This is a genomic window from Lactobacillus sp. M0390 (assembly GCF_016102085.1).
Taxonomy (GTDB): Bacteria; Bacillota; Bacilli; order Lactobacillales; family Lactobacillaceae; genus Lactobacillus; species Lactobacillus apis.
This window is the reverse complement of sequence record NZ_JACFPH010000001.1, coordinates 195,638-217,288: the sequence shown is the minus strand read 5'-3', so window position 1 is coordinate 217,288 and position 21,651 is coordinate 195,638. Positions and strand designations below refer to the sequence as shown.

The window sequence follows — 21,651 nt, the reverse complement described above, 5'->3', positions numbered from 1 at the left end:
TTGTGCCTCCTATATACAATCAACTTTTTCATTTAACTCTAATATTATTCACTTATTCTGTCAATTAGTAAAAAATGCTTGTTTATGTTCAGTTTAAACTTCAAGAAGATAGCAAAAGACATTACCGGGCTACAGGGGTAATGTCTTTTGCTAATTAATCAACCTTTTTCTCATATGCTAGCTTTTCATTTTCGAATGTCAGAAGTTGGTCATCAAAATGATCAATTTTATAAGTTAGATAGTTAATTGTCTTTTGAATATCATGTGTTTGCTTTATTAGTTCGTCACGTTGCATTTCTAATAATTCACGACGCTTTTTTCTGGTTTGTGGTTCATGCAAATATAGTGCAACAAATTGCTTCAGCTTTTTAACCGGCATCCCAGCCTTACGCAAAACTAAAATATAAAAAATCCAGTTTTGATCGTATTCACTATAAACGCGATAACCATTTTGATCACGCTTTATCGCAGGTATTAATCCTTCTTTTTCCCAATATCTTAATGTATCTTTTGGTAAACCAAACTTTTTGCTCACTTCATTGATATTCAAACTTTTATTTCCTTAATCAACATTTCGTACTAGATCATGGATATTTTGAACAGCTGCTGGATCCCGATGATCAAAAAACTGACTTTTATTTTCATCTAGTGTTTTAATTTGTGCCATTTCTGCTTGAGTCAATTCAAAATCAAAGACTTGGCTGTTTTCAACTATTCTATCATGATGAACTGATTTTGGAATCACAACAATCTTTCTTTGAAGTAGCCAGCGTAGAATAACTTGCCCTGCGGTCTTATGATACTTCTGTCCAATTTCAGCAATCAGTGAATTAGTAAATATTTGCTGCTTTCCTTCAGCAAATGGAGCCCATGCTTCCGGTTGAATATTGCGCTCCTGCAAAAAAGGAACATCATCTTTTTGTTGCATCCAAGGATTAACTTCAATTTGATCAACAGTGGGACAAATCTTATTGTATAGCTCTAAATCCAAAACACGGTCTGCTGTAAAATTCGAAACACCAATTGCTCTAATTGTACCTGCTTGATATGCTTCTTCCATTGCTCGCCAAGAGCCGTAAACATCGCCATACGGTTGATGAATTAAATATAAATCTAAATAGTCTAACTGAAGTTTCTTTAAAGAAGTTAAAATTGCTCTCTTTGTTGCTTCATAACCGGTGTCCGATACCCATAGTTTTGTTGTAGCAAATATATCAGCACGATCAACTTCACTATTTTTTATTGCTTGTCCTATCGCCTCTTCGTTGCCATATGAAGAGGCTGTATCAATTAAGCGATACCCTGATCTAATTGCATCTTCTACTACCTGTTCAGCTAAGGTTAAATCAGTAATTTGAAAAGCACCGAACCCTAAAAGGGGCATCTCTACCCCATTATTTAATGTTATTTTCTCCATTTTTAACTCTCCCAAAAATTCTTTTGTTAGAGTTAGTATAAACATTAGAGTTAACTCCATAGCAAGGTTAAATCTACTATTTATTGTCAATTTTAGCTATTATTATCAAGTTCTTTAATAATCAAGTCAGCCAATAGCTCATACCCTGCAGCACCAAAATGTAAACCATCATCTAATTGGCCTTGACAAAGAGTTGTTAAGCTTCCTTGCTTAACCATTTTTTCAAAGAGGTTAATAAAATGTATTTTATAGTTATTTGCTACTTGTTCCAATTCTGCTGTATAAGCAGCAACATCATTATTAATTCGCTTTTCCTGTTTATGCTCATCAACTGCAGGCGGAGAAATCATTATGAAATTATTTGGATAATATAAGCAAACGATGCTGGAAATAATTAATGCCATGTTTTGCTTAAACTGCTCCAATGGAACCTTTTTATGCAGTGCCAAATCGTTTGTTCCAAGTAATAGAATCAACTTATCACAGTGGTCTATCTTAAGGACAAGGTCAGAAATCAAAGCAAAAAATGCACCTGAGTTAATTCCTGGTACTGCGGTATTAATCGTCCCTATATTAGAATCTTTCTTCTTTAAAGTGTAGTCAAGTCGTGGCTCTTTCAAGCCTTCTTTTCTAGCAATGATGCTATCACCTGTTAAAAGCAATTTCATTTGAAGCTTCTCCAATTAAAACTAATAAAAAACTGTAGTTACAGTTAAATTGTAACTACAGTCTATTTTAATTTCTAGGATTTACTTTACTATACTTCATATTCTTGAATTCATGAGCAGCATATTTTTTAGCCAATTCTTCAGTTCTGAAGTATTGGTTAGTAACTTCACCCACTTGAGGATGTGATTGGAATAAAACAGATTCTTTCTTTCCATCAATCACTTCAGTTTTTACAGTAAAAGCATAACCCATCTTAGTTGACTTTTCATCGACTGGACTCACAATTGTCCACTTGTCGCCGTTCATTGTCTTAGTTGTTACTCTTGCATACTTAGCAAATAAATCAGCGTTCTTTGACTTCCAAGTTCTGGACATTTGCCAAGGGTACTTTTTCGTTCCCTTAACTGTTCCAACTTCAACAGCCTTAACATGGTCATTTGCCCATGGCGCATCGAATGAATTCTTTTGAATATTCATTGGATTAGGTGTCAAATTGTTGGTGCTGTACCACTTACCACGCCAAGTTTTGGGGAAAGTATATAGTTTGTTAAAACCATATTTATTTTTCTTAACAGTGGCAGCTTGAACTTGAGCTGGTTGATTTACTAGCGCTGGTGTAGCAGTAGTTAAAACAACTGTTGCGGCTGCAAGCATTGTTAAAATCTTCTTACTTTTCATTTTTTCGGCCTCCTGAGAACCTGAGATAATTTAATATTATATCAGTTATTTTCAACAATAAAAGTGTCTTTTGTGATTTAAATATATAATTATATATATTATTCCTGCTAACTAAAACAATTCCAAGTAAAAAGCCTCTGCAAATAGCAGAGACTTTTCGTTTTAAACATAAGAAAAACTGACACAAAAATAATTTACCATTGAGCAAATGTTTTTAACTCTTTTGGCTTTGTCCCACCATACATTCTAGCTAACTTAGCCGAACGCCAATAAACGTTAGTTATTCTATAAGAAGATGTAGTTCTTTCAATTAAAACGCGATGTCCTTTGTAATGATATAAACCTAAACTCCTACCTGATGCAACAGGACTAAACCAAGGAAACATCGAGATATATTTTATGTTTTTGTCCTTTTTAAAAGTTACAGGGTAAAAAGCCCTTACCCAATTTCTGGTTTGCTTAGTATTCTTAATTCCCTTAGCATTAGTATCTTGCCTATGTAATTCATCAGAACCGATTTTATGCGCTTTTACTCTCAATTTATCAATTGTGTTTGATTTATAATTCATATCAAAAGCTTTGCCATACCAGGTCCCGCGCATCTTCTTCGGTGTAGTCAGTTTTCCTAAATTACCTTTTACATGAGCTGCTTGAACAACTGCGTTTGTATTGAAGAAGTTACTATCATTACTTTTTCCTACAAATAATCCAAGAGCCAAAGATGTAGTTATAGCAATAAGTATCTTTATTTTGCTGTTCTTTATTTGTTTATTCAATATTCTTTCCCTTCTTATTTAATAAAAGCTGACTTTTTGATAAACCTTCCACTTTTTTCCGTATAGTACTTTTTATCTAAATAGCCTGTGACTGGTAGTCCATATGTCATTACTCTCGTATGTTTTTTTAACTTTTTTAATTTCCCACCATCTGGAAAAATAACATACGCATCTTTCTTTAATTTGCGGCTCTTACCTTTTAGGTTAGTAGCCAGAATAAACTTACCATCTGAAATTTCATCAAAACTACGGCCGTTTGAAATTATAGAAGAAAGTAAACTTACTTTTGTTCCTTTTTCTACCCTTCCTTTTGTACGCACATATGCAGATAGTTTTTCATCTGGCACGTAGATCGTGGACTTTTTTGCAACAACAGCTGTATTACTATTTTCTGATGCAAAAACTGTAGTTGTCGAACCAAGACTTATAAAAAATAAAAGTAAGGTGCTTAAAAACAAACTTAAATTAAACTTATTTAGTTTCATTATTTTCTCCTAACGATCATTAATTTAATGACTATTTTATCTAATATATTAAATTTTAATACATGATTTTACAAAAAACAACTTGTAGTTTGCTCACCTTATAGTAATAATCTTGGTATTAAATTTTTGATAAACAAAAAAATCCTCTGCAAATAGCAGAGGATTTTTCATTTATACAGTTAAAATTAGTCTTGGTAATTTACCAAAGCTAAATATGAATCAGGTTTAAGTGATGCACCACCAACTAAACCTCCATCAATATTTGGCTTACCCATCAATTCTTTAACATTAGCTGGGTTAACTGAACCACCATATTGGATACGAACATTTTCAGCAGTTTCATCATCGTACAAGTCCTTGACAGTCTCACGGATTGTCTTGCACATTTCTTCTGCTTGCTCTGAACTAGCAGTCTTACCAGTTCCGATTGCCCAAATTGGTTCATAAGCAATAACAAGGTTTGAAACTTGTTCAGCAGTTAAACCATCCAAATCAGCTTTAATTTGGCCAACTACCCATTCTTCTTGCTTATTAGCTTCACGAGTTTCAAGTGATTCACCACAGCAAACGATTGGAGTTACGTTATTAGCAAATAAAACTTTAGCTTTCTTGTTAATATCTTCATCAGTTTCGTGGAAGTATTCACGACGCTCTGAGTGACCAATAATGCAGTAATCGATTCCCATTTCGTTAAGAACTTTAGGAGAAGTTTCACCAGTAAAAGCACCTTCAGTTTCGAAGTAGGCATTTTCTGCACCTACATGTAATTCTGAACTTTCAGCAGCCTTTTTCAATGCATCAAGGTCAACGGCTGGAGCACAAATTACTGATTCTACTTTACTTGATTCTGGTAACTCATTTTTAATAGAAGCTACGAACTCAGCAGTTTGTTCTGGGTTCATGTTTAGTTTCCAGTTACCAGCAATAATTGGTGTACGCATTTAATTATTGTCCTTTCTGATAGCTTATTTGTCTGAAATGCAGGCAATTCCTGGCAATTCTTTACCTTCAAGGTATTCCAATGAAGCTCCACCACCAGTTGAGATGTGAGTAATCTTAGGAGCAATACCTAATTGCTTAGCAGCTGCTGTTGAGTCACCACCACCGATAATAGTAGTAGCGTCAGTCAAATCAGCTAATGCTTTACCAACTTCTAGAGTACCTTCAGCGAAGTTAGGCATTTCAAATGCACCCATTGGTCCATTCCAAACAACAGTCTTAGCATCTTTCAAGATGTCCTTGAACTTTTCAACAGTCTTAGGACCAATATCAAGACCCATCATGTTTTCAGGAATGTCGTCACCAACAACTTTACGGGCAGCATCATTTGAGAATTCAGTTGCAGCCAAGTTATCTACTGGTAAAACAATCTTACCATCTGCTTTTTCAAGCAATTCTTTAGCCAAGTCAACCTTATCTGGTTCAAATAATGACTTACCAATTTCATGACCTTGTGCTGCTAAGAAAGTATAAGCCATACCACCACCGATCAAGATGTGGTCAGACTTAGGAATCAAGTTAGTGATAACGTCAATCTTATCAGAAACCTTTGCACCACCTAAGATAGTAACAAATGGGTGAACTGGATTTGCAACAGCATCACCTAAGAACTTGATTTCCTTTTCCATTAGGAAACCAGCTGCAGCAGGCTTACCAGCTTTCTTCATTGCTTCAGCAATTCCAACATTTGAAGCATGGCTTCTATGTGCAGTACCAAAGGCATCGTTAACGTAAACGTCACCTAATGATGCCCAGTATTCACCAAGCTTAGGATCGTTTTTGCTTTCACGCTTGCCAAAGTCGTTGTCGATATCTTGGAAACGAGTGTTTTCAAGAACAACAACATCGCCATCTTGCATGTTGTTAATAGCATCTTCAACTTCTTTACCTTCATTTTCAGGAACAAAGGTAACAGGTTTCTTCAATAACTCACTCAAACGATCAGCGATTGGCTTAAGTGATAAGTCCTTCTTATCTGCATCTGACTTAATACGACCTAAGTGACTTAGTAAGATTGCCTTACCACCATTGTCGATAATGTAGTTAATAGTTGGAAGTGCAGCAACGATTCTGTTGTCGTCACCAATCACGCCATCTTTAATAGGAACATTAAAGTCAACACGAACTAATACCTTTTTATCTTTAACATCAACGTCTGAAACGATTAATTTAGCCATCTATATCCTCCGATAACTTAATTATTTTTCTTGAAAAAAAGGCGGAAGGAAGAATTTCCCTCCGCCTTCTCTTTACTACTTATTCAGTAATCTAATTTACAGATTAAAGAGTAGCAAATTTCAACAAAGTACGAACCATTTGGCAAGTGAATGAGTATTCATTGTCGTACCAAGCAACAGTCTTAACTAATTGGTTGTCACCGGCAGTGGTTACCATAGTTTGAGTTGGGTCAAAGATTGAACCAGCAGTCATACCTACAACATCACTTGAAACGATTTCATCATCGTTGTATGCAAATGATGGGCTTTCGTATTTCTTCAATGCTGAGTTAACTTCGTCAGCAGTTACCTTCTTGTCAAGGATTGAAACTAATTCAGTCAATGAACCATCAGTAACTGGTACACGTTGTGCGTGACCGTTAACTTTACCGTTCAATTCTGGAACAACAAGACCAATAGCCTTAGCAGCACCAGTTGAGTGAGGAATAATGTTAACTGCAGCAGCACGAGCAGCACGCTTGTTACCACCACGAACAGGTCCATCCAAAAGCATTTGAGTTGAAGTGTAAGCGTGGATAGTAGTCATAGTAGCTACCTTAACACCAAATTCTTTTTGCAAAGCGTCAACCATTGGTGCCAATGAGTTAGTAGTACATGAACCAGCAGATACGATTGTGTCGCTTGCATCTAAAGTATCATCGTTTACTGAGTAAACAATAGTCTTCAAGTCGTTACCAGCAGGTGCTGAAATTAAGACTCTCTTTGCACCAGCGTCAAGGTGAGCTTGTGACTTAGCCTTGCTAGTGTAGAAACCAGTACATTCAAGAACAAAGTCAACACCATCGTTCTTAACCCATGGAATGTTTTGAGCTTGTGGTTCTGCGTATACACGGTACTTCTTACCATCTACAACGATTGAATCATCAGTAGCTGAAACTTCGTGGTTGAAAGTACCATGAGTTGAGTCATACTTCAATAAGTGTGCTAAAAGTGCTGGAGTAGTCAAGTCGTTAATAGCAACAACTTCGATATCCTTTGACTTTTCGCCCAAATCCATGATTCGACGGAATGCTAAACGACCAATACGGCCAAAGCCGTTAATACCAATTTTAACTGTCATATTCTAAAGTCCTCCTTAAGAACTATAAACATCTTTTTATTTTAAATGAGAATTATTTCTCCTTTAAAATCTTCTTTGAGGCTCCCTCATCAGTAATTAACCAGGTTTGATGAGGAGCATTAGGCATATAAGCTTTGATTGCTTTGGCTTTTCTGCCACCACAAGCAAAGGCAAATATGTGAGGTATTTTGTTCAGATTTTCGAACTGCAAGCCAACCTGATGCACGCGGTCGACAATCTTACCATCGCTATCGAAAAAACACCCAAAACATTCGGTAACGACCTTTTTTTCACGCAACTCAGACAAACGAACCGAATCGTATCCTCTGCGCCGCGCCATATCTTGAGCTAGCCCTATTCCATGAATGACAACATCAGTTTTTGAAATATCTTCAAGCACATCAGCAACAGTTGATTCACGAATCAGTGACTTATAGGCTTCTGTAGAAACCTGCTCAGGTAAATATAAAGTTCTATATTTACCACCTGTTTTCAGTGCCATCTCCTGAACAATTGTATTGCTTTGAATCGCAACATTTTCACCCAGGGCACCTCTACCAGGTACAAATTCTAATTGCCGATTCTTACCTAAATTTCTAGACAAATTTTTTGCTGACTTCGCAAGTGCAGCTCCACCTAAAACAGTGATAATTGAGTGTCCTAGAGGCAAAAGCAAGTCAAGAGCTGAATTGAGTTCTTCACCCATTCGCTCATAAACAAGTTCTTGCAAGTCACTATCGCCAGGAACAATAATCGTCCGTTCAATTCCAAGTTTACGAGCTAAATCAACCTCAGTCTCACGTGCATTGAATAGTCGATCAATCACCGGCGCTGCATCCTGCAACATCTTCTGACCTTTTTCTGTCATAAACATTCCAAAGCTTTTAATCTCGATTAAGCCGAGATCGCGAAGATACTCCGTTTCAGTTCGAACGTTCCTTTCAGAAAGTCCTAAAGACTGAGCAACACTTCTACGCCCAATTGGGGCTTTAAGTGATATCTGCTCTAGAACAAGATATCTTTGTCGAAAAACTTTTAAAATGTCAGGAACGAGAGCTTCTAGCACAGGAATTTCCGAGTACATCGACTTCTCTCCTTCTCCTGGGACATTTTTGACCTAGCTATTGTCATTTTTTGTCCCAGATTGTCTAAAAATATAAGAGAAACGTGAACTTATATCAATTAAATTCTTCATTCCTCAATCGACATCTATAGTATATCAACCACCCAAAAATAATTCAAGCAAAAATGAACCGATTAGAAAGTCTTAATAATTTAACTGCTTTTTCCTTAGTTTTAAGTAATAACTGAGTCCTGCTTAGCTTTTAGAATAAAAAGAATTCAATTTTTTGCTTTTTTCTGCTATACTTGTTCAAGTGCTAATTGGGTCCTTAGTGTAATGGATCGCACGTAAGATTCCGGTTCTTAAAATCTGAGTTCGACTCTCAGGGGACCCATAATTAAACAATAAAAGAGCTAAATGAATTGTTGTCATTTAGCTCTTTTTGCTTTTACGGTCTTTGTTCTAGTATTTCTTGCAATTCATTTTGATACCGACTAGCAATCTTAATTGAATCAGCGTCTGTAGCAAAGTTGGCATTAAGCAAATAAACAAACACTGCACGCATAGCAGCTTTTTTATTGGCTGCTTGCTCCCAAGCGATTGATTTTTCACCTTCAAGAACAGAAGCACTGACCTCCTCACCCCTATTAGCAGGCAAGCAGTGCATAAATTTAACATTTGGATTTTCCGTTTTTGCAATCAACTCGTCATTAACTTGATATCTAGGATAAAAGATCTTCATGTATTCATCTTTATTCAGCTCTTGGTCATATAAGCCGTACCAAACATCCGTATAAATGAAGTCTGCGTTTTTTAAAACTGCTTCATCTTCAGATAAAGTGATTGTACCACCTGTTTTGTCAGCAATTTTTTGTGCTTTTTCTACTATTTTCTTTGGCATTTGCTTAGCTTTAGGGCCATATTGCACAAATTGCATACCCATTTGCGCACACAGATAAATTGCTGAAACAGCTATTTGCGTAGCATCCCCGACAAAAACAAGCTTTACTTCAGATAGTTTCTTACCTTCAGGCAAATACTCCTTAATGGTAATCAAATCACCTAATGCTTGAGTAGGATGATCATCATCGGTCATAAAGTTAACAACAGGTACCCGAGAATTTTGAGCTATCTCTTCAACATCTTCTTGGCTAGCCGTTCTAACTCCAATAATATCGAGCAAGTCTCCTAGAGCACGACTGGTATCCGCTAATCCTTCATGACCACCCTCGCCTAATTGAATTTGACCAGGTGCTAAATATAATGCATGGCCACCTAATTCAGTCATTGCAGCTTCAGCAGAGCAGCGCGTTCTTGTTGAGGATTGATCGAAAATCATCCCCAAACTCTTGCCCTTTAGTAATGGTGGATAATATCCGTGCTCAATTGCCGCTTTTAGCTTCAAGCCCAGTTCGGCCATATATTGCATTTCAACTTGTGAAAAATTACAGCTATCAATAAAATCTCTTTTAGTCAAAAGGTTCTCCTTAATCAAAATAATTGGTTTTATCAAATTAAGATGATAACTGATATCTTTCCTTTGAAAAATTATTTTATTAAAATTATAAAAAGTCTTAAACATTGTCATACATAGCAAAATTACTCACATACTTTAGCATCTTAATATCTATTTTTAAACAAAAAGGACTAACTTCGATTAAAAATCGAAAGTTAGTCCTCATCTAAATTATAATGCACTCCTCTAATTTTTATATTTATGTCAGGCATGCAATGATTCAACTTAGAACTTTTAGTGTTGCCAGTTTCTATATGCCTTTTCAATCAACAGGCTAAATATAACTGTTAAGAAGAGTGGAATTAGCATCAATAATCCTATGACTTTTTGGGAGCCAAGACTCATTTCTTTCTGCCAAAAAGCAATCAAATAAATTTGCCATGACCAGGGTACAATCGGCCAAATAAAGTCGAAGATAACTGTAATGCTTAAAGCAGAAATTACGGATCCAAAGAATCCTAAAATCATTGCTCCCCCAACGTTCCATTTAAGTACAATTAATTGAGCAATTGCGTATTGCAAAAAGCCAAAAAGAGCAAAAGCAATGCTTGTTAGAAGAAGCTTTAAGAAGGAGATACCCGTTACACGGAACCCATATTTTAGAATCAAATAGTAAAAAATACTTGTCCCTACTATTTCAACAAAATACCACAGCCAATAGTACAGCAATTGCGTCATTATAGTTTTGCCCTTCCCTATAGGATTGGACAACCAATTTTTGCAGCCGCCAGCTTTTTCTTCTCTATCAAAAACAAGACAAACCACAACGCTAATGACTAAAGGAGAAACAATTGCTAATATTTCATAAAAACTTATAACCATGGTTTGGGAATTAACAAAATTCTTCTTACTTCCATAGTAAAGTCCCATAATTAGCGGGAAAATAAGTAGCACAAATAGATGCATGTATAATAAAAAACTACGCTTTAATTTTTCGTTTTCGGCTTTAAATATTTTATTAATCATTCTTCTTTACCTGATTTCTAAATGATCTAGCACCCAAGTAACTTAAAATCACAAATAAAACAAGTGCTGCTCCAATCGTCCAGTAATTATTCGATAAGCCTGAAGTATTTGCTATCGGGAGACCATTTATTTTAATCTTAATTAGAGAAATTGGGAAAATTTCAGACCAAGTAAATGGCCAAATTTTCCCCCAAGCATATTCATTAATTTCTATGCCAATAAAAACTCCGATAGCCGCAATAAGCACTGTAACATACATATTCGTCAAACGACTAATCCATGTATATAAAGGTACTTGCCATAAATTCACAAGCCATAATCCCAAAATCGCCAAAACTATTGAGGAGACTGAAACACTAGTGACTGTCACAAATGAAAGTACGCAAACCAAAATAACTAGGACAAGGGAAGTAATCAGGCCTTCCAGAGACCCATGAAGTATTCTACCTAACTCATAACTAAATAAGTCATCCGGTGAGCTCAGAATCATTTTATATTCAGTACTATTTTTTTCATGGCGATCATTTAGCCCAGTGATTAGTGCTAAAAATAATGGAAACCAAATACAACTCCACTGATTAATTATGCTTTGAGCCACATAGCCAGCTGCTGCAAATAATAGAAAAGTGACAATTGCTACTAAGAATGGAAAAACCCAGATTAATTGTCTAACAAGAGTTCTTTTAGTTTTAAGAGTTTCTATTGATAGAGCTTTAAGCACCTGTAACACCAGCTTTCATCAACGTACTATTAAACAGTTCTTCCAAGTTTTCCTGATGATCTATCGGCTTTTCTAAGAGAAGTTTACCGTTTCCGATAATTCCAATGTTATCTGCTAAATGCTCAACTTCTGATAACATGTGACTTGAAATAATAATTGTGATATCTTTCTTTTTAAATTCAGCAATCAGGTTACGTAATTGTTGAATTCCTAGTGGATCAAGTCCGTTTGTTGGCTCGTCTAAAATCAATAGCTTAGGACTACCAACTAAGGCTAGCCCAATTCCCAATCGTTCTTTCATCCCTAAAGAAAAATTTTTAGCAAGTTTCTTTCCAGTTTGATCCATACCCACTGTTGCTAAAATATTATCTATTTCATTAGTATCTACGCCTCGCAAATTACAAATGACCTGCAAATTTTCTCTTGCAGTTAGGTTGCCATATAACGGTGCATTCTCAATCAACGAACCGATAGACGCAAGATCTTTTCTAGACCATTCATGTCCAGCAAAGGAAATCAATCCTTCTGTGGCTGAAATCATTCCAGTTAAAATTTTCATCAGTGTCGTCTTACCGGCTCCATTTGGTCCAAGCAAGCAATAAACCTGATTGGCAGGTACATGTATATTAACATGATCAAGTGCAACTTGATTTTTGAACTTTTTAGTTAAGTTAGTTGTTTCTAGTATGTTTTGCATAGGGACCTTCCTTAAACTATTTTAAAAATACTATAAATGAAATTATATAATAATTAAAATAATATGCAAACTTTATAAGGATAGTCAATTTTTTATTAATCCGGACTAAAACAAAAACAGTCTTCCTTTCGGAAAACTGTTTTTAATTCATTTTATTTAGTCTTACCGACCGTTAATTCACCACGTTGAGCAAATTCAGCGTAAATCTTATTGCCGGAAATAGACAGACCCTCAAGCTCACGTTTTACGTTGAAATGATGCGTCTTCTTGTAAGTTCCGTCTTTGGCCACTTTGAAAATGTAGTCGTTAAAGCCAACGTAGAATTGGTCATGCGATGGATCATAAGTAAATCCTTGAACAGGTGAATGGTTGCTGACAAAGTTACCCTTGGTTGCACCAACTTCTTCTGGTACCCAAGAATCACCAGTCCGTGTTACTTTCCAGTATTCATAACGGTTGTTGCCACCATTATGGAATAAGCAATACATCGTGTTATCATCAGGGAATGTTGCATTGTGAATGTATCTTGGTGATGAACCACTCCAAATTCTGAAGCTCCAAATTTGGTTAACCATCATATCTGACTTACGAATTTGATAAATTTCTTCAGAAGCAGTGGAATTCTTCATCTTGTTATCATTAGCAATTACATAAATATAATTTGCTGAAGAGCCGATTGCTTGTCCGTGTCCAAGTTTAATGTATGGACTGACTTTAATATGTGATGCATATTTTTTGAAAGTTGACCATTTTAAGCCTGGTAAATTCTGGGCGCCATACTTGCTAACATGGTTTAAATCATATGAAACCAAGTGACCGTATTGATCACTACTTGAATTGAAGACAGCAACTGTAAAGTTGGAACCGCGTACAGTTATTCCTTCTGGTATTACTCCAACTTGTCCCATTTTATCAGCTGCCTTGTTGTAATCTAAACTGACAAAACGAGGTTGGAAAAACTTAGTTTTAAGAGTTAAGCCATTTGATTTAAAAGTATTCGGTCTAGTTTCGAAAGTAAAGTGATGAGCTGCATTCCAATTTCTTGAACTAGATTTTGAACTGCCCTTCCAAGTAGAAACTTCTTTAGGACCATTTTTAGGCGTAATAGAAGCTCTAGTTATACCTTCATTTTTGTCAGCACGAACAGTTACTACTGTATTTGCCTTTGCATTGCCGTAGCTGTAATTAACTGTTGTAGCGCCAGGGGTAGCGGAACTAACACTAGACGTTGAAACTTTAACTTTATTTGCGTTAACAGCTGTCCCTTCACTGTTTGTAGCATAGTTAATTGCATCTCTTGTATCAAATGAAAAACTAGGATTTTGTACTAGGCTTACTTTAGAAACAACTGCAATTTTGTTTCTTGCAAAAAAGTCTTGGCTGACCCAGCCAACTGTACGTCCATCAACAATAATTTTCCAAAACTTACCCTTTTTAGTATCAAGCGATTGCTTTGATTGAATTTGAGCATGCTTAAAATACTTAGTTGAAGTAAATTTACCTGATGGACCTTTTTTGCTTGCCTTATGGTAAATAGCATAGTTACCATTGCCAGCAATTTTAGTCACAGCTTTGTGGTAGCTCTTGGCATTTACTTCAGTTGTGTTACTCCCGACAAATAAGCCAGTTACCATAATTGAGCAGGCAACTAGCAACTTACTTATAAACTTTTTCTTCATTAAATTCTTTACCCTCCTAATAAAACATATATAGATAGTTTCACACTTTTAAAAAGTTAAATCAATAGCGTATTTTTAGGATTCTAACAAAAATTAGATTTTTATAATCCTCTGCGTTACAATATCAAAGTTATTATTTTTTTCTGTAAGGAGAACTAGGTTATGGAAACATTGCAAGAAAATTCCAAAAAAATGATGTGGCCCACCCTAGCAACTATGGCTTTCTCTATTGTTTGGAGCTTTGGTAATGTTGTTAATGGGTTCATTTATTTTGATGGAACAAAAGTTATTCTCAGTTGGATTATTATTTTCCTTCTGTTTTTCATCCCTTATGCATTAATGGTTGGTGAGCTCGGCTCTGTCTTTCAAAACTCCGAAGGTGGGGTCTCATCATGGATTAATGCTACAATCGGTCCAAAATGGGCATACTATGCTGGTTGGACTTTCTGGGCTGTTCATGTCGTTTATATCTCAAGTAAAGGTACTGGTGGCTTAAGAGGTATGTCATGGGGTATTTTTGGCAATACTACTTGGTATGACAGTTTACCTACTACTTGGACTCAATTAGCAACTCTTGCTGTCTTTTTATTCTTCTGCTGGGTTGCTAGTCGTGGTGTGCCAGTTATTAAGACTTTGTCAACGATTGCTGGTTCATCAATGTTCATCATGTCAATTTTATTCATTATCATGATGTATGCAGCACCTATGATCAATCCTCACGCGGGTTTTAATAATATCAGCTGGAACTGGAAGAATTTTGTACCTGACTTTAACCTCAAGTACTTTACTTCATTATCAATTTTAGTATTCGCAGTTGGTGGAGCTGAAAAGATTTCACCATATGTAAATAAGTTGAAAGATCCTTCTCGTAACTTCCCTAAATCAATGTTAGGTTTAGCTGGAATGGTCATGATTTCCGCAATTTTAGGAACAATTGCTTTGGCAATGATGTTTGATCCTAAGGTTGTTAACGCTAATTTAAACGAATACATCTCTAACGGACCTTACATGGCCTTTGCTAAATTGGGCCAATACTACGGTGTTGGTGGATTGTTCATGTACATTTATGCTTGGTGCAACGTTATTGGACAATTCTCAGCTTTAGTAATCAGTATCGATGCTCCATTACGTATCCTATTAGGTAGTAAGGAAGCTAAAGATTATATCCCTAAGAAGCTATTGAAAGTTAACAAGCATGGTGCCTACATCAATGGTATTTGGATGGTTGTTTGCTTATCTGGTGGTCTAATTGTTTTACAAGCTATCATGCCAAATGCTCAAGCAGTCATGGCTCAACTGGTTAAATTAAACTCTATCGTGATGCCAATGCGTTATTTATGGGTATTCATTGCTTACATTGCATTACGTAAGCAAGCAGCTAAGTTCCACAATGGCCAAAACTACGAAATGACTAAGCATCAATGGCTTGCATATACGCTTGGTGTTTGGGGATTAATTGTTACAGTTGCATGTTGCTTAATGGGAATGTACTCTGATGATCCATTTACATTATGCTTGAACATTGCTACCCCAATTGTTTTATTCTTACTTGGTATGATTTTACCAACGATTAAGCACCATCAAGATGCTAAAGAACAGTAAATACTAATTAAAGATTAATTAAGTCGCCTAATAAAAGGCGACTTTTTTTGTGCATTTAATGCTAAACTATACTTAATAAACTAAGGAGATGAAACCTGTGCCAAACTACTTAAAAGAAACAGAAGATTTACTACGTGAGCATAATTTGAAAGTCACCAAGCCACGGCTTAAAATCTTGAAATATCTGCGGACACATCATAATCATCCTACTGCAGCTACTATTTTTAAAGCAATTAGCGGCGACGAGCCAGCATATCGAGCAACAGTCTACAACACACTAAACAAATTAGTTGACGCAGGCATTGTTATCGAAATCAAAAATAGTGATGATTCCATTCATTATGACTACTTTGTAGAGCCTCATTTCCACATTATTTGTAAACAATGCGATAACATAGCTGACGTCTATTATCCAGACTTTGAAGCAGTTGAAAATCGTATGCGTGCAGAAGCTGAAAAACAAACGGGCTATGTTACGTCGGCAAGTCACCTAGAAATTTTTGGTATTTGTCCTGAATGTCAAAAGAAGAATCAAAAAAAGAAGAGCTAATTAGCTCTTCTTTTTATTTACTTTAAATACTGCTTATTTTTTAATCAATGTTCATGCTTACTAATAACTCTGCACGTTGTGCTAAGTTAACGTAAAGTTTACCATCATGTACTGAAATACCTTCAATTTCACGACCAGTATCAAATGAATAGTGATCCTTTAAAGTTCCATCGCGACCAATTTTGAAGATTAAATCATTAAATGCTAAGTAAAAATTCTTATGATCTGGATCATAAGCAAAACCTTGAACTGGTGAATTGTTGTTAACAAAATTGCCATCTGTCTTACCAACTAATTTTGGATTCCAGTTGTCACCAGTACGAGTTAGTTGCCAATATTCATAGCGATTATTCTTAGTATCATGATATACCGTGTACATTTCATAGTCGTTCATGATTACACCGTTATGGAAGTAACGCGGACTATTTTGGTCACCTACCCAAGTTTTCATTGTCCAAATCTTGTTAATTTGTAAATCACTCTTACGAATTTGAACAATTTCTTCTGAGTCAGTAGTTTCATTTAATTTATTATCATTGTTAATCACATAGATATACTTGTCACTTGCACCCATTGCTTGACCGTGACCAATTGGGATATATGGACTAACTTTAATATGCTTAACGTAATTATTAAAGTCTTTTTGTGACATGTCTAAAAGATGTTGAGCATTATATGGATTAGTTAACTTATTCAAATCATAACCAACAATGTGACCAGAGCTTAAATAAGTGTGACTCAATAAACTGGTATAAGCCCAGCCGTTTGAAACAGTTACACCTTCTGGAATATGGCCAACACGATTAATATTATCATCGGTTGGATCCTTTACGCTCAGAAGAACTGGTTGATAAAATCTTGTCTTCAGAGTCATATTACCACTTGTTAGAGTATGTGATTCTGTTTCTGGTGTGTATTCTGTAGGACTAATGTAATTAACTGAAGAACCATAATGTGTTTTCCATGCTTGGTGTTCATTTGTACCAGGCTGCGCAGGGAACGAATTAGTTACATCAGGATCAGCAATTCCTTCAGTAGTGCTTTTTCTAACAGTTATTTTGACGCTTGCTGTCGCATCACCATATGTATATTTAACTGTATAAGTTTTTGGAGTAGCACAAGAGATAGTCTCACGCGAAACTTTTACATCATCATTACTAATAACCGTACCCATGTAATTAGTTACGTATGAAATTGCATCCCGTGTGAAAAATTCATAAAATTCGTTGTTAACCAGGCTAATAGTCTTAGGAACAGCAATTTGGTTTCTAGCAAAGAATTTTTCATTTACATAACCAACTTTTCGACCATTAACATAAATTCGCCAATAGCGTGCACTTTTAGTTTCAATTAGTTGGTCTGATTGAATATGGCTATATTGAAAATTAATCCCGTCAGCGACTTTTTTGCTAACTTTACCGTCTGTTACATTTGCCCAAACCTTATAGTTTTTGTTACCAGCAACTTTAGTCATCATTGCATAGCCTGTTATTACTTGTTTAGGTGTTTTCTTTTTTACTAGCGGCTGCTTATCATTCTGAGTATCAGAGTTGGTATTACCAGGATCAGGTTGACTATTGGGATCACCACTGTCATTTTCCTCATCGGTATTTTCTCCCTGATTACTATTCTTGCTAGGAGTGGTTTTAGTTTCTCCTTGCGTTGGCTGCTGCGATTGATTAGAATCAGCCTCAACCGATGTAATTGCAAGACCAGTTGACAATGCTAGGCCAGCAAGCATTGTTGTCACAAGAATTGCAATTTTCTTAAAAAGCTTCAAAATTATTCCTCCAATATTTTAGTTTACTTTCGTATTATATAATAAGAACATTGTAACTTAGAATACAAAATTAATACACTTTCATTGACAGCATTTAATGTAAGTGATTTAATTAGCACTGTACTTATTAGAGTGCTAACAAAAATGACTTTAATTTTAGGAGGTAAAAAGATGCTTGTACCTACAGTTATTGAACAAACTGCTCGTGGCGAACGGGCTTATGACATATATTCTCGTTTGCTAAAAGATCGAATTATCATGCTCAGTGGAGAAATTAATGATGACATGGCAAATACAATTATTGCCCAGTTATTATTCCTTGATGCTCAAGACAACACTAAGGACATCTCCCTTTATATCAACTCACCCGGTGGTGTAATCACTTCCGGTTTAGCAATTATGGATACGATGAACTTCATTAAGTCAGATGTATCAACTATTGCAATCGGAATGGCTGCTTCAATGGCTTCCATTCTATTAACCAGTGGTGCAAAGGGTAAACGCTTTGCTTTACCTAACTCTACTGTTTTGATTCACCAACCTTTAGGTGGTGCTCAAGGTCAACAAACTGATATTCAAATTGCGGCTAATGAAATTTTAAAGAGCCGTGAAAAGATCAATAAGATTCTTCACGAAACTACTGGTCAACCACTTGAAAAGATTCAGAAAGATACTGAACGTGATAACTACCTAACTGCTGAAGAAGCAAAGGATTATGGCTTAATTGATGAAATTATGGTCAACCAAAAGAAGTAGTTAGATACTAATTAAACTAAAAAGATCTCCAAGCTAAATAGCTCGGAGATCTTTTTTATTCTTCTAATTTCTGTGCCATTTCATGTAGTTTAGCAAAACGGTGATTTGCACCTGATTTTGAAATAGGTCCATCTGGAACTTGCTGAGCAATCTCTTTTAATGACAGTTCCGGATTGGTCAGCCGCAATCTTGCGATTCCCTGCAGCTTTTCTGGAATATTTTCAAGCCCGATTTTACGTTCTATTAATTCAATATCCTCAACTTGTTTAGCAGCAGCATTAGCAGTCTTTTTCAAATTTGCCGTGTCACAATTAACTAAGCGATTAACCGAATTGCGCATATCACGCATAATCCTTAAGTCTTCAAAGGATAGCATTGCGTTGACTGCACCGACAACATGAAGAAAATCGCCAATTTTCTCTGCTTCCTTGAGATAGACTATATAACCCCGCCTTCTACTAATTGTTTTGGCATTAAGATTAAAGTAATGATTCATTAGTTCTAACAAATCATTGTTGTGGTCTTCATAAGCAGAGTATATTTCCAAGTGATACCTGCTTGTTTCCGGATTATTTACACTACCGCTTGCTAAGAACGCACCACGCAAATACGACATTGCGCCCTCGCGCGAATCAATTATTCTTTTAGGTATTCGCGTGATTAAACCTGAATCTGGTGCTAAGATTTCCAAATTAGTCAAAATTCCTTTGACATGATTTTGCAGACGTACCAGATATTGGTTATTCTTCTTCAATTTCATTTTACGCGAAACGATTAATAACGGTTCTACACGATACGCTGTTTTTATTAAGGAAAAAATTCGTCGAGCAATTGCTGGATTTTCAGTTGTGATATCAAGACTAAACATACGATCATGATAGTTTAAAACACCGTTCATCCGCAAAAAAGCAGCTAATTCAGCCTTTGCGTGCTCAGGATGAATTGGTAAGGAGGTAAGTTCCTTCTTTACTTCACTTGCATAACTTGCCATTGGTTATTCCGTAGTCTTTCTGGTCGACATTGCCGTAAATGCACGATTAATAATCTCGTTTGCCACTTTTTCACCATCATGGAAAACAAGGCCGCTTCGTTGGTCAATAAAGTCATCTGTGATTACCCGGCACCCTTGCTTTCGCAAGCCATCATAGTCATTTTTAACGGGTTCAATGTAGGCATCATAATCCTTAGGATTAAATTTTGACATGTCAATTTTTGCACCATTAACCAAAGTTGTGTTTACATAATGACCACCAAGATGCTTATTGATAACATCAACATGATCACAGTCGGAAAAGTGATCGGTCTCGCCAAGTTGGGTCATGATATTACAAATATAAATAACTTCGGCTTTTGTTTTTCTAACAGCTTCACCGAGGTTAGGTATCATCAAATTAGGAAGAATTGAAGTGAATAAGCTTCCTGGACCCAAAACAACTGCATCAGCTTGCATTATTGCGTCCAGAACAGGTGAAACAGCCTCCGGTTCTTTATTAGAATTCGTATCTGTTACCCAAACACGCTTGATTCGCTTGTCCTTGTTAGTTATTTCCTTTTCTCCCGCTTGGATTGTTCCGTCAATAAATTCCGCATTCAATGTTAAAGGTTCGTTTGAAGCTGGGAAAACATGCCCATCTACGCGCATCATTTTTGACAATGATTGAACAGCATCAAAAATATTACCATGCATTTCATTTAAAGCGGCAATAATCAAATTACCTATCGCATGGCCTGAGAAAAACGAGTCCGATGAATCAAAGCGGTATTGAAAAACATCTTTTTGTTCTTGTGGTATGTCACTTAGAGAAACTAATACGTTACGAATATCACCTGGTGGAACAACATTAATGAAGTTACGAATTGTTCCAGAAGAGCCGCCATCATCTGAAACTGTCACAATTGCTGTGATTTGCGCATCTTGTTCTTTTAACGCGCTCAAAACAACTGGAAGACCCGTTCCGCCACCAATTACAACAATTTTGGGTCTTCTACTTCTCGTTACCCTAATCACTTTGGAATCGCTATATGTCATATTTTCACCTTTTTCTGGTATACCTGCTAATTTCGCGATGAGTTATATCAACTGGATAGTCTTGTGACAAATCATGTGCAAGCTGCCTTGCAATTGCTACACTACGGTGTTGACCACCTGTACAGCCAATCGCAATAGTTAACTTGCTCTTTCCCTCTTTAATATACCCAGGCATGGCTGTTCTCAACAAATCTAACAGTTTTTCATAAAATACTTGAGTAATATCTTTATCCATCACATAATCGAAGACTCGCTGATCAAGTCCCGTGAAAGGACGTAGTTCAGAAATATAAAATGGATTTGGTAAAAAACGTACGTCTATCACAAGATCAGCATCAATTGGCAGACCATATTTAAAGCCAAAAGAAAGAACTTCAATTGAAAATGGCTGCTTTTCTTGATCACTAAATTCTTCAAACATTTTTTCTTTTAATTCTTGAGGAGCAAGGTTTGACGTGTCAATAATGTCATTAGCACGATTTTTAATTCCTGCAAGAATATGTCGCTCTTCAATAATGCCATCAAGTAGCCTCCCACCATGAACTAGTGGCGGAACGCGCCTTGTTTCTTTATAGCGAGCAACCAATATATCATCCGAAGCATCCAAAAAGATAATCCGTGTTTGAACACAGCTATTATCCTCAAGTGAACTTATTTCATTTATTAAGTCCTTATAGAAACTGCGCACTCTTAAATCGATTACCACTGCTACTTTAGAATAATCATCCGAGTTGACAATTAAATCCCAAAAACTTGAAAGTAAGGTTGGAGGCAAATTATCAACAACAAAGTATCCCATGTCTTCTAAGGAATGTGAAACGACAGTCTTTCCAGCCCCACTCATTCCAGTGACAATCAACAATTGTTTTTTATTATTAGTCATGTTGCACTCCCCTCTACTCAAATTATAACATACCGGGTGTTTCACATTTCAGGTCAAAAAAAAAGTTCATTACGAACTTTTTCAATC

Annotated in this window: 22 protein-coding genes; 3 read left to right on the top strand and 19 right to left on the bottom strand. The window is 36.1% G+C overall.

Annotated features, from left to right (window positions below):
- Positions 1-154: 154 nt before the first annotated feature.
- The 15 genes from H3R25_RS01015 to H3R25_RS00945 all read right to left on the bottom strand — a co-directional run bounded on the left by H3R25_RS01015 (position 155) and on the right by H3R25_RS00945 (position 13,964).
- On the bottom strand, positions 155-550 hold the full coding sequence (locus H3R25_RS01015; protein ID WP_074425549.1) for a MerR family transcriptional regulator: 396 nt from the start codon (positions 548-550) through the stop codon (positions 155-157).
- Between the two features lie 12 nt (positions 551-562).
- Positions 563-1,417 carry an aldo/keto reductase gene (locus tag H3R25_RS01010; protein WP_198193894.1) on the bottom strand — a complete coding sequence of 285 codons (855 nt, stop codon included), beginning with the start codon at positions 1,415-1,417 and terminating at the stop codon, positions 563-565.
- A gap of 92 nt (positions 1,418-1,509) precedes the next feature.
- Entirely contained in the window at positions 1,510-2,085 is a 576-nt protein-coding gene (locus H3R25_RS01005; RefSeq protein ID WP_198193892.1) for a GDSL-type esterase/lipase family protein, read from the bottom strand.
- Positions 2,086-2,152: 67 nt separating this feature from the next.
- Positions 2,153-2,764 (bottom strand): hypothetical protein, encoded by a 612-nt coding sequence (locus tag H3R25_RS01000; protein WP_198193890.1) that lies wholly within the window; start codon positions 2,762-2,764, stop codon positions 2,153-2,155.
- Positions 2,765-2,958: 194 nt separating this feature from the next.
- Positions 2,959-3,540 carry a hypothetical protein gene (locus H3R25_RS00995; RefSeq protein WP_198193888.1) on the bottom strand — a complete coding sequence of 194 codons (582 nt, stop codon included), beginning with the start codon at positions 3,538-3,540 and terminating at the stop codon, positions 2,959-2,961.
- 14 nt (positions 3,541-3,554) lie between these two features.
- A complete protein-coding gene (locus tag H3R25_RS00990; RefSeq protein ID WP_198193886.1) occupies positions 3,555-4,025 on the bottom strand; it encodes an SLAP domain-containing protein in 471 nt (156 codons plus the stop codon).
- Positions 4,026-4,210: 185 nt separating this feature from the next.
- Complete coding sequence (gene tpiA, locus H3R25_RS00985) at positions 4,211-4,966, bottom strand: triose-phosphate isomerase (protein ID WP_198193884.1); 756 nt, start codon at positions 4,964-4,966, stop codon at positions 4,211-4,213.
- Between the two features lie 24 nt (positions 4,967-4,990).
- A complete protein-coding gene (gene pgk / locus H3R25_RS00980) occupies positions 4,991-6,202 on the bottom strand; it encodes a phosphoglycerate kinase (protein ID WP_046306517.1) in 1,212 nt (403 codons plus the stop codon).
- A gap of 103 nt (positions 6,203-6,305) precedes the next feature.
- Positions 6,306-7,322 (bottom strand): type I glyceraldehyde-3-phosphate dehydrogenase, encoded by a 1,017-nt coding sequence (gap, locus tag H3R25_RS00975; protein ID WP_046306516.1) that lies wholly within the window; start codon positions 7,320-7,322, stop codon positions 6,306-6,308.
- Positions 7,323-7,374: 52 nt separating this feature from the next.
- Positions 7,375-8,406, bottom strand: a complete 1,032-nt coding sequence (locus H3R25_RS00970; RefSeq protein ID WP_046306514.1) for a sugar-binding transcriptional regulator — start codon at positions 8,404-8,406, stop codon at positions 7,375-7,377.
- Between the two features lie 427 nt (positions 8,407-8,833).
- A complete protein-coding gene (gene argF / locus H3R25_RS00965; protein ID WP_198193882.1) occupies positions 8,834-9,862 on the bottom strand; it encodes an ornithine carbamoyltransferase in 1,029 nt (342 codons plus the stop codon).
- Positions 9,863-10,135: 273 nt separating this feature from the next.
- Complete coding sequence (locus tag H3R25_RS00960; RefSeq protein ID WP_198188846.1) at positions 10,136-10,867, bottom strand: ABC transporter permease; 732 nt, start codon at positions 10,865-10,867, stop codon at positions 10,136-10,138.
- Positions 10,860-11,588 (bottom strand): hypothetical protein, encoded by a 729-nt coding sequence (locus tag H3R25_RS00955; protein ID WP_198193881.1) that lies wholly within the window; start codon positions 11,586-11,588, stop codon positions 10,860-10,862. The genes H3R25_RS00960 and H3R25_RS00955 overlap by 8 nt, the downstream gene beginning before the upstream one ends.
- Positions 11,581-12,285 carry a lantibiotic protection ABC transporter ATP-binding subunit gene (locus H3R25_RS00950; RefSeq protein WP_198188848.1) on the bottom strand — a complete coding sequence of 235 codons (705 nt, stop codon included), beginning with the start codon at positions 12,283-12,285 and terminating at the stop codon, positions 11,581-11,583. The genes H3R25_RS00955 and H3R25_RS00950 overlap by 8 nt, the downstream gene beginning before the upstream one ends.
- Before the next feature lie 152 nt (positions 12,286-12,437).
- On the bottom strand, positions 12,438-13,964 hold the full coding sequence (locus tag H3R25_RS00945; protein WP_198193880.1) for an SH3-like domain-containing protein: 1,527 nt from the start codon (positions 13,962-13,964) through the stop codon (positions 12,438-12,440).
- A 162-nt stretch (positions 13,965-14,126) separates the two neighbouring features.
- Between H3R25_RS00945 and H3R25_RS00940 the strand changes: the two genes are divergently transcribed.
- Both H3R25_RS00940 and H3R25_RS00935 read left to right on the top strand, forming a co-directional pair.
- The gene (locus tag H3R25_RS00940; RefSeq protein WP_198193879.1) at positions 14,127-15,566 is read left to right on the top strand and encodes an APC family permease; all 1,440 of its coding nucleotides are present in this window, start codon (positions 14,127-14,129) and stop codon (positions 15,564-15,566) included.
- 97 nt (positions 15,567-15,663) lie between these two features.
- Positions 15,664-16,116, top strand: a complete 453-nt coding sequence (locus H3R25_RS00935; protein ID WP_233558444.1) for a Fur family transcriptional regulator — start codon at positions 15,664-15,666, stop codon at positions 16,114-16,116.
- A 40-nt stretch (positions 16,117-16,156) separates the two neighbouring features.
- Here H3R25_RS00935 and H3R25_RS00930 read toward each other — a convergent pair whose 3' ends face one another.
- Complete coding sequence (locus H3R25_RS00930) at positions 16,157-17,896, bottom strand: SH3-like domain-containing protein (protein ID WP_370567417.1); 1,740 nt, start codon at positions 17,894-17,896, stop codon at positions 16,157-16,159.
- Positions 17,897-18,067: 171 nt separating this feature from the next.
- Between H3R25_RS00930 and clpP the strand changes: the two genes are divergently transcribed.
- Positions 18,068-18,652, top strand: a complete 585-nt coding sequence (clpP, locus tag H3R25_RS00925) for an ATP-dependent Clp endopeptidase proteolytic subunit ClpP (RefSeq protein WP_046306499.1) — start codon at positions 18,068-18,070, stop codon at positions 18,650-18,652.
- 55 nt (positions 18,653-18,707) lie between these two features.
- Here clpP and whiA read toward each other — a convergent pair whose 3' ends face one another.
- From whiA to rapZ, 3 genes are read right to left on the bottom strand one after another with little or no spacing between them, the layout of a single operon-like run.
- Positions 18,708-19,643 carry a DNA-binding protein WhiA gene (gene whiA / locus H3R25_RS00920; RefSeq protein ID WP_198193878.1) on the bottom strand — a complete coding sequence of 312 codons (936 nt, stop codon included), beginning with the start codon at positions 19,641-19,643 and terminating at the stop codon, positions 18,708-18,710.
- 3 nt (positions 19,644-19,646) lie between these two features.
- Entirely contained in the window at positions 19,647-20,681 is a 1,035-nt protein-coding gene (yvcK, locus tag H3R25_RS00915; RefSeq protein WP_122034731.1) for a gluconeogenesis factor YvcK family protein, read from the bottom strand.
- Positions 20,682-20,685: 4 nt separating this feature from the next.
- Positions 20,686-21,564 (bottom strand): RNase adapter RapZ, encoded by an 879-nt coding sequence (gene rapZ / locus H3R25_RS00910; protein ID WP_198193877.1) that lies wholly within the window; start codon positions 21,562-21,564, stop codon positions 20,686-20,688.
- Positions 21,565-21,651: the final 87 nt, after the last annotated feature.

What these genes read in the sequence shown, in the direction of transcription:
- H3R25_RS01010 (WP_198193894.1), bottom strand. Translation starts at nt 1,417, where the DNA reads ATGGAGAAAATAACATTAAATAATGGGGTAGAGATGCCCCTTTTAGGG.
- H3R25_RS01005 (WP_198193892.1), bottom strand. Translation starts at nt 2,085, where the DNA reads ATGAAATTGCTTTTAACAGGTGATAGCATCATTGCTAGAAAAGAAGGC.
- H3R25_RS01000 (WP_198193890.1), bottom strand. Translation starts at nt 2,764, where the DNA reads ATGAAAAGTAAGAAGATTTTAACAATGCTTGCAGCCGCAACAGTTGTT.
- H3R25_RS00990 (WP_198193886.1), bottom strand. Translation starts at nt 4,025, where the DNA reads ATGAAACTAAATAAGTTTAATTTAAGTTTGTTTTTAAGCACCTTACTT.
- tpiA (WP_198193884.1), bottom strand. Translation starts at nt 4,966, where the DNA reads ATGCGTACACCAATTATTGCTGGTAACTGGAAACTAAACATGAACCCA.
- pgk (WP_046306517.1), bottom strand. Translation starts at nt 6,202, where the DNA reads ATGGCTAAATTAATCGTTTCAGACGTTGATGTTAAAGATAAAAAGGTA.
- gap (WP_046306516.1), bottom strand. Translation starts at nt 7,322, where the DNA reads ATGACAGTTAAAATTGGTATTAACGGCTTTGGCCGTATTGGTCGTTTA.
- H3R25_RS00970 (WP_046306514.1), bottom strand. Translation starts at nt 8,406, where the DNA reads ATGTACTCGGAAATTCCTGTGCTAGAAGCTCTCGTTCCTGACATTTTA.
- H3R25_RS00960 (WP_198188846.1), bottom strand. Translation starts at nt 10,867, where the DNA reads ATGATTAATAAAATATTTAAAGCCGAAAACGAAAAATTAAAGCGTAGT.
- H3R25_RS00950 (WP_198188848.1), bottom strand. Translation starts at nt 12,285, where the DNA reads ATGCAAAACATACTAGAAACAACTAACTTAACTAAAAAGTTCAAAAAT.
- H3R25_RS00945 (WP_198193880.1), bottom strand. Translation starts at nt 13,964, where the DNA reads ATGAAGAAAAAGTTTATAAGTAAGTTGCTAGTTGCCTGCTCAATTATG.
- H3R25_RS00940 (WP_198193879.1), top strand. Translation starts at nt 14,127, where the DNA reads ATGGAAACATTGCAAGAAAATTCCAAAAAAATGATGTGGCCCACCCTA.
- clpP (WP_046306499.1), top strand. Translation starts at nt 18,068, where the DNA reads ATGCTTGTACCTACAGTTATTGAACAAACTGCTCGTGGCGAACGGGCT.
- whiA (WP_198193878.1), bottom strand. Translation starts at nt 19,643, where the DNA reads ATGGCAAGTTATGCAAGTGAAGTAAAGAAGGAACTTACCTCCTTACCA.
- yvcK (WP_122034731.1), bottom strand. Translation starts at nt 20,681, where the DNA reads ATGACATATAGCGATTCCAAAGTGATTAGGGTAACGAGAAGTAGAAGA.
- rapZ (WP_198193877.1), bottom strand. Translation starts at nt 21,564, where the DNA reads ATGACTAATAATAAAAAACAATTGTTGATTGTCACTGGAATGAGTGGG.